Here is a 12,752-nt window from a genome sequence, read left to right as displayed (position 1 = left end):
CGCCGGGGCGGTCATCGCCGCGGGCGCGATCCCGCTCGACCACGCGGCGGCCGAGGCCGCCCGGCTGGGACCGGTCATCGGCTTCCTCGCGGCCGTCCTCGTCCTGGCCCAGCTCTGCGACGACGAAGGACTCTTCCACGCCTGCGGAGGGTGGATGGCCCGCCGGGCGGCCGGCAGTCCCCGGCGGCTGCTGGTCCTCGTCTTCGTGACCGCCTCGTCGATCACCGCGGTGCTCAGCCTGGACGCCACGGTGGTGCTGCTGACGCCGGTGGTGTTCGCGACCGCCGCCCGGCTGGGCGCGCGCGCCAAGCCGCACGTCTACGCCTGCACCCACCTGTCGAACACCGCGTCGGTGCTGCTGCCGGTGTCCAACCTCACCAACCTGCTGGCGTTCGCCGCGAGCGGCCTGACCTTCACCCGCTTCGCCGCGCTGATGGCGCTGCCCTGGCTGGCCGCCATCGCGGCCGAGTACGCGGTGATCCGGCGGTTCTTCGCCACCGACCTGGACGCGGGCGCCGGAGCCCGGCCCGCGTCCGAGCCGCCCGAACTTCCGGTGTTCGCCCTGCTCACGGTGGCGGGCACCCTGACGGGCCTGGTGCTGGCCTCGGTGCTCGGCATCGACCCCGCGTGGGCGGCCGCCGCCGGGGCGACCGTCCTCGCGGCCCGCGCTCTGGCCCGGCGGCGGACCACCGGCACGGCGATCGTCCGGGCGGCGGCCCTGCCGTTCTGCGCGTTCGTGCTGGCGCTGGGCATCGTGGTCCGCGCGGTCGTCGACAACGGCCTCGCGGACGCGCTCGGCGCTCTGGTTCCCGCCGGGACCGGCTTGACGGCCCTGCTCGCCGTCGCGGTACTGGCAGCAGCATTGGCGAACATCATCAACAACCTGCCCGCCGTGCTGGTGCTGTTGCCGCTGACCGCGCCCATCGGGCCGGGAGCCGTCCTCGCCGTGCTCCTCGGCGTCAACATCGGCCCGAACCTCACCTACGCGGGCTCCCTGGCCACGCTCCTGTGGCGGCGGGTCGTGCGCGAACACGACACCACCGTGGACCTCGGCGAGTTCACCCGGCTCGGCCTGCTCGCCGTGCCCACCGCGTTGCCGCTCTCGGTGATGGCATTGTGGGTGTCGCTCCAAGTGATCGGAGGCTGAGCACGTGGCCGTCATCGTCTGGATCGTGGAGGGAACCTGGCCCGCCTGCGTCGATGCCGCGCGCGCCCACGCGTCCGGGGGCGACGACGTGGTGCTGCTGCACGTCACCGGCGACGAGGTGCCCGGCGCGGCGCACGGCGCCTACGCCGGGCTGCTGGGCCGCGCACGCCCCGACCGGGACCCCGGCACGCGGGTGGAGGGCATGGCCGCCGAGGCGGGCGGACGGCTCCTGGCCGAGGCGGCCGAGCGACTGGGACGCCCGTGTTCCCGCAGTGAACGCTCAGGCCGCGTCGAACGGGAGGTCGTGGCCGCAGCCGAGGGCGCCGACCTGCTCGTCCTCGCCCGCGACGGCGACATCACCCATCTCGGCCCCCGCAGCCTCGGTCCCGTGAGCCGGTTCATCGTCGACCACGCCCCGTGCCCCGTCCTGCTGGTCTGGCCGGAGACCACCCCGAGCACGTCCACCCTCCCGCCACCGCCGCACCACCCGCCGCGCCCCCACTGACCCGATGCATGGCGAAGTTCTCCTCCGGCCGATGTGGCCCACCGGGGTTGACCTTTGGGTGTGGGTCGCGAGTACCGTCCGTTCATGAGCGACACCGACGACACGGGCGACAACACCGCCTCGGGCAGCGACCCAGCGAAGGACGAGGACCCGGCGGAGAACAAGGACCCCGTCCGCGAGCCGGACGGCACGGTGAGTCACGGCGGCAACCACTTCTACGGCTCGGCGGACGTCGTGATCCAGATCGACGAAGTCGAGGGCGTGGTCATCAACTTCGGGTGAGGCACGGCGCCCCCGCGGGTGCACGCGCGGCGGCCAGACTGAGGGGATGCACTACGTCGCCCGGGTGCCCGCGCCGCCGCTCGACCTGTTCGTCGACGACATCTACTCGCTGAGCGGGGTGCCGCGCCACCGCCGGATGAACGTCCCGCCGATGCCGTCGGCTCATCTGTTCGTCAACCTGGGCGGGCCCGTGCGCCTGTGGGACTCCGACCCGTCGACGCCGGCGGCGGTGCTCACCGACGGATGGTTCATGGGCGTGTGGACCAGGCGTTTCGCGTTCGAGTACCCGACTCCGGTGCGCCTGCTCGGGGTGCACTTCAAGCCCTGGGGCCTCTCGCCCTTCGTGGACTTCCCGGCGGCCGAGCTGCGGGACCGCTGGGTGCCGGTGGACGCGGTCTGGCGGCGGGCCGTCGACCGGATCCGCAACCGCGTCGGCGAGGTGGCGTCGCCCGCCGAGGCTCTCCGGCTGCTGGAGGACGAGCTGCGCTCGCGCCTCGTCGAGGCGCCGGCGCACGGCCTCGACCTCGCCCGGCGCACGGGCAGGCGGCTGGAGACGTCCCATGGCGCGATCCCGGTCGGCGCGCTGGCCGCTGCGGCCGGGGTGAGCGGCAACCACCTGGCCGCGCAGTTCAAGGCCCATGTCGGGGTCACTCCGAAGCGGATGGCGCGGATCTACCGGTTCGCGCGGCTGATCCTTTCGGTGGACGCCCGGGGCCCCGTCGACTGGCCGCGGCTCGCGCTGGCGGCCGGCTACTTCGACCAGGCGCACTTCAGCAGGGAGTTCAAGGACTTCACCGGCCACACCCCGACGCAGTACCTGGCGCTGCGCCGCCGCTTCCCCGCCGAGCAGGGCTTCCCGCCGGACAGCGGCCCGATGCCCGCCGAGTGATTTCTTACATGCCCCGGCCCCCTCGGGCACCCCAGGATGGGGCAGGCCGCAAGGAGACCCGAGGAGGACCCGTGGGCAAAGTGATCATGCACAGCGTGGTGTCGGTGGACGGCTTCATCGCCGACGAGAACGACGAGGTCGGGACGCTGCACGACTGGTACTTCAGCGGCGACGTCCCCGTCGTCGGGGACGGGGACGAGGGGTACGACCACTCCGGGAGCGGGAGCCGCATCACGGTCTCCCGCGCCTCCGCGGGGTACGTCCGGTCGATGTGGGGGTCGATCGGGACGATCGTGATGGGCCGCACCCTGTTCGACCTGGTCGACGGCTGGGAGGGCCGGCCGCCCGCGGGCGACCACGTGGTCGTGGTGTCCCACCGGCCCAAGCCCGAGGGCTGGCACCCGGAGGCGTCCTACCATTTCGTCGGCGACGTGACGGCCGCGATCGCCAAGGCCCGGGAGCTCGCCGGGGACCGGACCGTCGCCGTGAACGCGGGCGAGGTGGGCGGCCAGATCCTCGCCGCCGGCCTCGTGGACGAGGTGGCGATGGACGTCGTCCCGGTCGTGTTCGGGTCGGGCAAGCGGTACTTCGGCGGCGTCGACGGCCAGACCCTGCTGGAGGACCCGGACGTGGTCATCCAGGGCGACCGGGTCCTCCACCTGAAGTACAAGGTCCGCCGCTGACCGCCCGCCCCCGACGAACCCTCCGAGCAGCCGCGGCCCTCCACGCCGAGGGCGACCGCGCATTGGTCGCCCTCGGGTGGTCCGGGGCCGCAGGGCTCAGCTGGCGACGGCCTCGCGGCGGACGGCGTCGGCGGCACGGTCGTCGAGGGCCGCCTCCGCCTTCAGCTCGGCCGCCACACGCGCCTCATACCTGGCGACCTCCCGCGCGATGTCGGCTTCGTCCCAGCCGAGCAGCGGCGCGACGATCTCGGCGGCCGGGCGGGCGGCGGCGCGTCCGCGGTCGGGTGTCTCGATCGAGACGTGGGTCCGCCGGGACAGGAGGTCGTCGAGGTGGAGGGCGCCCTCGGCGAGGGCCGCGTAGTGGATCTCGGCGTTGAGATACGTCTCCGCTCCCCGCAGGGGTTCGCCGAGCGAGGGGTCCTCACCGATGAGGTCGAGCAGTTCGGTCGTGAGCGTCCCGTACCGGCGGAGCAGGTGATCGACGCGCCATTGCGGGAGGCCGCTCGTGCGCGCGTGGAGGGCGCGCTGGTTCCAGGCCGCCGCGAAGCCGTCCGCCCCGAGGAGGGGAAGGCGGTGGGTGCACGAGGGGGGCACGTCCTCCGGCAGGCCGCGGACCGCCGCGTCCACCGCGTCCTTGGCCATGACCCGGTAGGTCGTGTACTTCCCGCCCGCCACCACCGTGAGCCCGTCGGCGGGGCCGGCCACGGCGTGCTCCCGCGAGAGCTCGGCGGTCTCGTCGCTGTTCCCGGCGAGCAGCGGCCGGAGCCCGGCGTAGACGCCGACGATGTCGTCCCTGCTCAGCGGGTTCTTCAGCAGCTCGTTGGCGTGGTCGAGGATGTAGTCGACGTCGCGGCGGCTCGCCGACGGGTCCCGCAGGTCCAGGTCCCAGGGCGTGTCGGTGGTGCCGATGATCCAGTGCTTGGCCCACGGGATGATGAACAGGACGCTCTTCTCCGTCCGGCTGATGATCCCGGCGGACAGCTCGATCCGGTCCCGGGGGACGAGGATGTGGACGCCCTTGGACGCCCGCACGTCGAACGGCGCCCGCCCGCCGCCCATCTTCTGGATCTCGTCGGTCCACACGCCCGCCGCGTTGACGGTGTGCCGGGCCCGCACCTGGTGCTCCTCGCCCGTCTCCTCGTCGCGGACCACCGCGCCCGCGACGCGCGCGCCGTCGTAGAGGAACCGCACCGCCTGCGCGCGGTTGAGGCAGACCGCCCCGTAGTGCGCGGCCGTCCGGGCGAGCAGCATGGTGTAGCGGGCGTCGTCGGTCTGGCCGTCGTAGTACTTCACCGCGCCGACGAGGACGTCGTCGCGCAGGCCCGGAGATTCGCGCAGGACCCGCTTCTTGCTCAGGTGGCGGTGGCCGGGGACGCCGCGCCGCCCGCCCATGGTGTCGTAGAGCAGGACGCCGCTGCCCACGTAGGGGCGTTCCCAGCCCCGGTGCCGCAGCGGGTAGAGGAACGGCACCGGCCGCGCGAGGTGCGGGGCGAGGGTGCTCAGAATGAGGGACCGTTCCTGCAGCGCCTCCCGGACGAGACCGAAGTTGAGCTGTTCGAGGTAGCGCAGGCCGCCGTGGATGAGCTTGCTGGACCGGCTGGACGTGCCCGAGCCGAAGTCCTGGGCCTCCACCAGGCCGACGCGCAGGCCGCGGGTGACGGCGTCGAGCGCCGCGCCGCAGCCCACGACGCCGCCGCCGATGACCAGGATGTCCAGGTCCGCGTCCGCGAGGTCCGCCGCCGCCTTCCGGCGCGCCTGCGGTCCGAGGGTCCGAGCTCGGGTCGTCATCACATCTCCACCCAGTCCAGCGCCCGGGCGACCGCCCGGTGCCATTCGTCGCGGGCCGCGGCGCGGTGCTCCTCGGAGCGTTCCGGGAGCCAGCGCCGGTCCTCGTGCCAGTTGTCCTGAAGTTCGGCGGTGGACGTCCAGTAGCGGGCGGCGAGGCCGGCCGCGTAGGCGGCGCCGAGCGCGGTCGTCTCCGCGACGACCGGACGGCTCACCGGGACGCCGAGCAGGTCCGCCTGGATCTGCATGCACAGATCGTTCGCGGTGACGCCGCCGTCCACCTTGAGGATGTTGAGTTTCACGCCGGAGTCCTTCTCCATCGCCTCGGCGACGTCCCGGCTCTGGTGGCAGATGGCCTCGAGGGTCGCCCGGGCCAGGTGCCCCTTGTGGCTGAACCGGGTCAGCCCGACCAGCGCGCCGCGCGCGTCCGGCCGCCAGTGCGGCGCGAACAGGCCGGAGAACGCCGGGACGAAGCAGGCGCCGCCCGTGTCGGGGACCTGGCGGGCGAGGGTCTCGATCTCCGCGGCGTCGCGGATGATCCCCAGCTGGTCGCGCAGCCACTGCACGGCCGCCCCGGTGGCCGCGATCGATCCCTCCAGCGCGTACACGGGCGCCTCGTCGCCGAACTGGTAGCACACGGTGGTCAGCAGCCCGTTGCCCGACCGGACGAGGGTGGTGCCGGTGTTGAGCAGGAGGAAGTTGCCGGTGCCGTAGGTGTTCTTGGCGTCCCCCGGCGCGAGGCACAGCTGCCCGACCATCGCGGCCTGCTGGTCCCCGAGGACGGCGGTCAGCGGCACCGGGCCCTTCAGCGGCCCGGTCTCGGTGGTCCGGCCGTGGCCGTCCGGGACCGACGACGGCCGGATCTCGGGCAGCATCGACCGCGGTACGCGGAAGACGCCGAGGAGTTCGTCGTCCCAGTCGAGGGTCTCCAGGTCCATGAGCATGGTGCGGCTGGCGTTGGTCACGTCCGTGACGTGTACGCCGCCGTCCACGCCGCCGGTGAGGTTCCACAGCAGCCAGGTGTCGAGGGTGCCGAAGACCGCGTCGCCCGCCTCGGCGTCGCGGCGGACGTCCGGGAGGTTGTCCAGGATCCACTGGAGCTTGGCCCCGGAGAAGTAGGTGGCCGGGGGAAGGCCCGTCCGGTGCTGGACGAGCCGTCCGCGGTCGTCGGACGCGATGGCGCTGACGAGCGCGTCGGTCCGGGTGTCCTGCCAGACGATCGCGTTGCCGTAGGGACGCCCGGTGCGGCGGTTCCACACGAGGGTCGTCTCGCGCTGGTTGGTCACTCCGAGGGCGGCCAGGTCGCGCCGGCCGAGCCCCGTTTCGTCCATCACCCGCTCGATGACGTGCGCGGTGTTGCGCCAGATCTCCTCCGGGTCGTGCTCGACCCACCCGGGCCTCGGCAGGATCTGCCGGTGCTCGACCTGCGCGCCGGCGACGACGTGCCCGCCGTGGTCGAAGACCATGAAGCGGGTGCTGGTGGTCCCGTGGTCCACCGCGCCGACGAAGTCACCCAAGACCGGCCCCCTGCGGGCGGCCCGGCCCTTGAGCCGCCTCGGTGGTGTCGTGGGCACGGGCGTCCACCTGCGGGGACGCGGCGGTGCCGGTCTTCGCCGACTCCTGGGCAGCCAGCGCGAAGGCGAGGACCTCCGCCCCCTCCTCGCCCGTCAGGGACGGCGGGGTCCCGTTGAGGAGCGCGTCGACGAAGTGCTTTCCGGAGTGCAGGAAGCTGCTCTCCCAGCCGGTCGGCATGTCGGAGAAGCCGCGCGTCTCGCCGTCGCGGTACATGACGACCGGCGGGACGTCCAGCATCCGCCCGTGCCCGCGGGTGACCCAGATGACGCCGCGGGTCCCGGTGATCTCGACCCGGTCGTCCTGGGCGTACTGGGCGGTGTGCAGCCGCAGGTCCGGCGAGTAGGCGACCTCCAGGGAGCCGACCTGGCCGTCCGGGTGGCGCCAGCTGACGATGGACGGGCAGTCGAGGACGCCGTCCATCGAGGACCCGATGAACGCGTGGACGCGGTCGGCGAGGCCGAGGAAGTACCAGGCGATCGCGAACTTGTGGTGCCCGTCGTCGAAGACCAGCGGCCCGCCGCCGCACTTGGACTCGTCGATCCGCCAGGCCGACGCGGCGGCGGGGACGTCCCACGCGGTCGGGCTCCAGCCCGGGTTGGACTTGATGCGGATGCTCAGCAGGTCGCCGATCTCGCCGTTCTCGACCAGTTCCTTGGCGCGCACGACCGGCGGGTAGAACACGAAGTTCTCGAACACCTTGAACGTGACGCCGCGCTCGTGCCCGGCGCGGACCATCATGGACGCCTCGTCCATCGACAGGGCCATCGGCTTCTGCAGCGACACGTGCTTGCCCGCGTCCATCGCGTCGATCGTGATGGGAGCGTGGAGGTGGTGCGGCACGAGGATCTCGACCGCGTCCACGTCCGCGCGCGCGAGCAGGTCGCGGTAGTCGCGGTACCGACCGCTCTCGGGGACGCCCCAGGCCGCGCCGCGGGTGGCGAGATTGGCCGCGTCGGGATCGGCGACGGCGACGATCGTCGCCTCGGGGTGGTCGAGGTAGGCCTGGGCGTGCAGGTCCGAGATGCGGCCGCAGCCGATGATCCCCAGTCGGATCACAGTGGTTCTCCTAGGTGGGTGGAAGTTCGCTCGTGCGGGTGCGGGTGCGGGTGCGGGTGCGGGCCGGCGGGTCAGCCCTTGACCGCGCCGGTGGTGATGCCGGCGATGAAGTGCTTCTGGAAGGCGATGAAGACGGCCATCGCGGGCAGGCTCGCGAGCACCGCCATCGCGGCCTGGGTGCCGTAGGCGACGGAGAACTGCCCCTGCAGGGAGAGGATGCCGACCATCACGGTCCGCATCTCGTCCGAGCGGGTGAACACCAGCGGGTACAGGAAGTCGTTCCAGATGAAGGTGAACTGCAGGGTGGCGAGGGCCGCGAGCGCCGGACGCGCCACCGGCAGGATCACCGTGGTCAAGATGCGCGGCTCGCTCGCGCCGTCGATCAGCCCGGCCTCGCGCAGTTCCCCGGGCACCGAGCGGAAGAAGTTCCGCATGACCAGGGCGCACAGCGAGATGCCGTAGCCGCCGTGGACGATGATCATCGGCCACAGGGTGTCGTAGAGGCCGTTGACGTTGAACAGCTTGAACAGCGGGATCAGCAGCACCTGCGGCGGGACGAACAGGCCCGCCACGAAGAACAGCGTGATCAGGCCGGAGCCGCGTGGGCGCAGCACGGCGACCACGTAGCCGACCAGCGTGCCGAGGACGACGGAGACCGCCGTGGCCGGGACCGTGACGAGGAAGGAGTTCAGCAGGTAGGTGCGGGCGTTCCCGTCCGACCACGCCTTCAGGTAGTTGTCGGTCGTGAGGTCGCCGCTGGGCGTCCACAGTCCGTGCCGCGCGATCTCCGGGTTGGACTTGAAGGACGTCAGGACGACGCCGAGCACCGGCGTCAGGAACGCGATGCCGAACACCAGCAGCAGCGCGAGCGCCAGGGCCCGGCCCCCGCGTTCGCGGGTCAGCCGCGGTGCGGCGGCCCGCGGCGCGGTCGTGTTCTCCTCGGCCCGGCCCCCGCGGGTGAGGACGGCTGTCTCAGGCATTGCGGTGGTCCTCTCGGTTGGTCCAGGCGAAGAACAGGCCGATGGTCACCAGCGTGATCAGGAAGAGCACCACCGACACCGCGCTCGCGTAGCCGAAGTCGTAGGTCTTGAAGGCGCTGCGGTAGACCAGGAGCGCCAGCGTCTCGGTCTTGCGGAACGGGCCGCCCTCGGTCATCACGTAGACGATGTCGAAGCTCTTCAGCGCGTTGATCATCGACAGTGAGACCACGACCGCGAACGCCGGCCGCAGCGACGGCAGGACGACGTGCCACAACCGCTGCCAGGCGCCGGCGCCGTCCACCTTGGACGCCTCGACCAGCTCCCCCGGCACGCCGGTCAGGCCGGCGAGGAACACGACCATCGCGAGGGCCACCTGCTGCCAGCACCAGGCCAGCAGCACCGACCAGAACGCCACGTCGGGGTCGGAGAGCCAGGAGTGCTGCAGCGACTCCAGTCCCACGCGGCCGAGGACGAGGTTCAGCAGCCCGTCCTCGGGGCGGAAGATCCAGAACCACACCTGGCCGACCACGACGAGGGACAGCGCCAGCGGCAGGAAGAACAGGGACTTGACCAGCCGCTGCATCCGGCGGACCTGGGCCAGCCCCAGGGAGAGGCCGAGACCGACCAGGGTGGGGACGACCACCGCGACGCCCGTCCAGACGGCGGTGTTCCTCAGCGCCTGCCAGAAGTGCTCGTCGCCGGCCATGTCGCGGTAGTGCCGGAGCCCGATGAAGTTGGCGGTACCGCCGACGGCGTTCCAGTCGGTGAGGCTGTAGTAGAACGAGTACAGCCCCGGACCGACCACCGTGGCGACATAGGCGATCAGAGGCACGGCCAGGAAGACGGCGGCCCATCCGGTGCGTCGCGTCGACACTCCTTGTTCCTTCCTTTCGAGCCCGCCGGGCCCATCGCGCCCGTGGACCCCGTCGGCCTGCGGAGGCCGCCGGGCCCGTCGCGGGCAGGGCCGGCTGCGGTGACGGCGGATCCCCCGCCGTCACCGCTCGCGCGGGCTTGCTAGTTCTTCTTGAAGGCGCCGTCCGCCGCCGACTGGGCCTCTCGCAGGGCGCCGTCGAGCTTGGCGGGGTCGTCCACGAACTTCTGGATCGTGTTCAGGCCGGGCTCCGACATCTCGGGCGGAGTGGCGAGGTCGTAGTTGAAGACGAAGGTGCTCGCCTCCTGGACCTGCTTGGCGGCCTTGTGCATGACCTCGTTCTGCGACTTCAGGTCGGCGGTCCTGTTCGGGGCGAGCGCGCCCTGGGCGAGCGCCATGTCCCGCTGCGCCTCCGGCCCGGACAGGCACTTCAGCAGGTCCTCGGCGGCGGCCTTGTTCGGGGCCGCCGTGGACAGCGCCCAGCCGTCCACCGGTCCGAGCGCCGCCTGCGGCACACCGGGTGTGACCTGCGGGAACGGGAACATGTCGTAGCCCTTGACGGGGGCCACCTCGTTCTCGTCCCAGTAGCCGGTGATCCAGGTGCCGTTCAGGGTCATGGCCGCCTGGCCCTTGGAGACCATGTCGGCGGCGTCCGGCCAGTCGATGCCGTTGGGGCTCTTGTTGAAGTAGTCCTTGTCGAAGAGCTCCTTCCACATCGAGAAGGCGGTCCTGACCTGCGGGTCGGTGTACTTGGCCTCGCCCGCCATGAGCTTCTGGCGGTAGTCGGGGCCGGCGGTGCGCAGCAGCAGGTAGTCGAACCAGAACTGCGCGGGCCACTGGTTCTTCGAACCGAGGGCGAACGGGGTGATCCCGGCGGCCTTGAGCTTGGCGGCGGCGGCCATCAGCTCGTCCCAGGTCTTGGGCATCACGGTGATGCCCGCCTTCGCCATGACCGCCGGGTTGTAGAACATCCCGACGTAGTGGTAGTCGAACGGCAGCAGGAACTTCTGGCCGTTGTAGTCCGCGGACGCCTTGGACAGCGACTCCGGGATGGCCTGGTCGAGGCCGTTCTTCTTCCAGAAGTCGTCGAGGGGCGCCATGCGCTTCTGGTCGACGAGGTACTGCGTCTTGGCGCCCGCCCAGTAGGAGAACACGTCGGGCGGGTTGCCGCCGGCGAGCTGGACGAGGATGGAGTCCTTGAACGCCTCGTGCTGGATCGGGTTGTTCTTGACCTCGCGGCCGGTCTGCTTGGTGCACAGCGAGGTGATCGTCCCGAACGCCTTCGCGCCCAGGGCGTCGCTGAAGTAGTGCGCCATGCTGACGGACTTGCCGTCCGAGCCGCCGCCCGAACCGCCGCCGCAGCCGGCGAGCGCGACCGGGGCGAGCACGGCCAGCGCCGCCAGGCCCGCGAGCCGCGACAGCCGTCGGGTACTCTGAAGAATCACTCGTGAACCTCCGTGGGTGGTGTCGGGCGGACACCGAACGTGACGGGGACGTGTCCGCCCATCTCCTCTGTGATCCGCACCGCCGCGGCGCGGACCTGCTCTCCCAGTTCGCCGACCTGCGAGAGGCCGACCCGGGCCGCCGGGCCCGACACCCCGATGCTGGCCACCGGGGTGCCGTACAGGTCGAAGATCGGGGCGGCGACGCAGCGCACGTCGAGGTTCAGCTCCTCGTCGTCGACGGCGTAGCCGCGCTCGCGCACCTTCTCCAGGTCGGCCATCAGCGCCGGAACGGACGTGAGCGTCCGGATCGTGAAGCTCCGCAGCGGCGGCGGCGCCACCCGCTCCAGCTCCTCGGCCGGCGCCAGGCAGTACAGCGCCTTGCCGGTGGCGGTCGCGTGGATGACGGGCTGCGCGCCGATCTCGGTCTCGACGGTGACCCGGCCGCCGCCCTGGCGCTCCTGCGCGACGTAGACGCCGCCGAACTTGGTGCGGCGCGCCAGGTGCACCGCCTCGCCCGTCCGGCTCGACAGCTCGCGCATCGTCCGCTGGGCGACGAGGACCACGTCGAGGTCGCGCAGCAGCTGGCCGGCCAGCGACACCAGCTGCACCGAGGCGCGGTAGGCCTTGGTCTTCGGGTCCTGCTCGACGTACCCGCGCTCCTCCAGCATCCGCAGCAGGCGGTGGGCGTTGCCCTTGTCCTGCCCGACGGCGCGGGCGAGCGCGGTCACCCCCATCCCCTCGGCGCTTCCGGCCAGGGTCTCCAGGATGTCCAGGCCCGAGGCGAGCGCCCCCGCGCCACGCGACTTCGTCCCCTCGGCCGCGGCGCCGTTGCCCGCGTTCCGGGTTCCGGCCGTCGCCCGGGTGCCGTCCACCGCTCGGGTGCCCGTCGCCGCCGGGGCGCCCGTCGCCGCCTGGCCGCCGGTCGTCGCTCGCTCGTCGCTCACCGTGCTCACTCCTGTCCTCCGCCTTCGACACCGGTCGCGCGGGAGTCCCGCGCGGCGGGCCTGAGTGTGTCAAAGTCGGCGCCCTGCGGGGCCTGGAGCACGTGCTCGGCGTTCAGCCGGCGCCATCCGCGCGCGGGCGCGGGCGGCGGTGTCCACCTCGACCGGCGTTCCTGCAGCACCTCGTCGGGAACGAGGAGGGTGAGCTCCCCCGCGTCGGCGTCGAGCCGGATGAGGTCGCCGTCCTCCACGAGCGCGAGCGGCCCGCCGACCGCGGCCTCGGGCGCGACGTGGAGCACGACGGTGCCGTAGGACGTCCCGCTCATCCGCGCGTCCGAGATGCGGACCATGTCCCGCACGCCCTGCCGCGCGAGCCGCCTCGGCACCGGGAACGATCCGGCCTCGGGCATGCCCGAGGCGACCGGGCCGGCGTAGCGCAGCACGAGGACGGTGTCCGGGGTGATCTCCAGAGCGGGGTCGTCGATGCGCAGCGCCACGTCCTCGGGGGACTCGAACACCACCGCGGGCCCCTCGTGGACGGTCAGCTCGGGCGTCGCGGCGGACAGCTTGATGACCGCGCCGTCCGGGGCGAG

Annotated in this window: 12 protein-coding genes and 1 pseudogene; 5 read left to right on the top strand and 8 right to left on the bottom strand. The window is 72.3% G+C overall.

Annotated features, from left to right (window positions below; all coding sequences use genetic code 11):
• The 5 genes from AB0J52_RS11200 to AB0J52_RS11180 all read left to right on the top strand — a co-directional run.
• Nucleotides 1–1,147 (top strand): SLC13 family permease (locus tag AB0J52_RS11200; protein ID WP_500181442.1); only part of this gene is annotated, 1,147 nt, incomplete at its 5' end.
• Between the two features lie 4 nt (nucleotides 1,148–1,151).
• Nucleotides 1,152–1,652, top strand: a complete 501-nt coding sequence (locus tag AB0J52_RS11195; RefSeq protein ID WP_500181441.1) for a universal stress protein — start codon at nucleotides 1,152–1,154, stop codon at nucleotides 1,650–1,652.
• 84 nt (nucleotides 1,653–1,736) lie between these two features.
• Nucleotides 1,737–1,934: a hypothetical protein gene (locus tag AB0J52_RS11190; protein WP_500181440.1), complete on the top strand. Its 198-nt coding sequence runs from the start codon at nucleotides 1,737–1,739 to the stop codon at nucleotides 1,932–1,934.
• 46 nt (nucleotides 1,935–1,980) lie between these two features.
• Nucleotides 1,981–2,823 (top strand): helix-turn-helix domain-containing protein, encoded by an 843-nt coding sequence (locus AB0J52_RS11185; protein ID WP_500181439.1) that lies wholly within the window; start codon nucleotides 1,981–1,983, stop codon nucleotides 2,821–2,823.
• A gap of 71 nt (nucleotides 2,824–2,894) precedes the next feature.
• Nucleotides 2,895–3,506: a dihydrofolate reductase family protein gene (locus AB0J52_RS11180; RefSeq protein ID WP_500181438.1), complete on the top strand. Its 612-nt coding sequence runs from the start codon at nucleotides 2,895–2,897 to the stop codon at nucleotides 3,504–3,506.
• A 96-nt stretch (nucleotides 3,507–3,602) separates the two neighbouring features.
• Here the strand turns inward: AB0J52_RS11180 and AB0J52_RS11175 are convergent, their stop codons facing one another.
• The 8 genes and pseudogenes from AB0J52_RS11175 to AB0J52_RS11140 all read right to left on the bottom strand — a co-directional run.
• A complete protein-coding gene (locus AB0J52_RS11175) occupies nucleotides 3,603–5,294 on the bottom strand; it encodes a glycerol-3-phosphate dehydrogenase/oxidase (RefSeq protein WP_500181437.1) in 1,692 nt (563 codons plus the stop codon).
• Nucleotides 5,294–6,808, bottom strand: a complete 1,515-nt coding sequence (gene glpK / locus AB0J52_RS11170) for a glycerol kinase GlpK (protein WP_500181436.1) — start codon at nucleotides 6,806–6,808, stop codon at nucleotides 5,294–5,296. Before glpK ends, AB0J52_RS11175 begins: the two co-directional genes overlap by 1 nt.
• A complete protein-coding gene (locus tag AB0J52_RS11165; protein ID WP_500181435.1) occupies nucleotides 6,801–7,922 on the bottom strand; it encodes a Gfo/Idh/MocA family protein in 1,122 nt (373 codons plus the stop codon). Before AB0J52_RS11165 ends, glpK begins: the two co-directional genes overlap by 8 nt.
• 71 nt (nucleotides 7,923–7,993) lie before the next feature.
• The gene (locus AB0J52_RS11160) at nucleotides 7,994–8,902 is read right to left on the bottom strand and encodes a carbohydrate ABC transporter permease (protein WP_500181434.1); all 909 of its coding nucleotides are present in this window, start codon (nucleotides 8,900–8,902) and stop codon (nucleotides 7,994–7,996) included.
• A complete protein-coding gene (locus AB0J52_RS11155; RefSeq protein ID WP_500181433.1) occupies nucleotides 8,895–9,776 on the bottom strand; it encodes a carbohydrate ABC transporter permease in 882 nt (293 codons plus the stop codon). Before AB0J52_RS11155 ends, AB0J52_RS11160 begins: the two co-directional genes overlap by 8 nt.
• Nucleotides 9,777–9,916: 140 nt before the next feature.
• The gene (locus tag AB0J52_RS11150; RefSeq protein WP_500181432.1) at nucleotides 9,917–11,218 is read right to left on the bottom strand and encodes an ABC transporter substrate-binding protein; all 1,302 of its coding nucleotides are present in this window, start codon (nucleotides 11,216–11,218) and stop codon (nucleotides 9,917–9,919) included.
• The gene (locus AB0J52_RS11145; RefSeq protein WP_500181431.1) at nucleotides 11,215–12,162 is read right to left on the bottom strand and encodes an IclR family transcriptional regulator; all 948 of its coding nucleotides are present in this window, start codon (nucleotides 12,160–12,162) and stop codon (nucleotides 11,215–11,217) included. Before AB0J52_RS11145 ends, AB0J52_RS11150 begins: the two co-directional genes overlap by 4 nt.
• Nucleotides 12,163–12,167: 5 nt before the next feature.
• Nucleotides 12,168–12,752 (bottom strand): annotated as a pseudogene (locus tag AB0J52_RS11140) (dihydroxy-acid dehydratase); the annotation flags it as partial.

Source organism: Spirillospora sp. NPDC049652, from assembly GCF_040675125.1.
In the GTDB taxonomy this organism is placed as follows: Bacteria; Actinomycetota; Actinomycetes; order Streptosporangiales; family Streptosporangiaceae; genus Spirillospora.
This window is presented reverse-complemented; position numbering and strand designations above follow the sequence as displayed.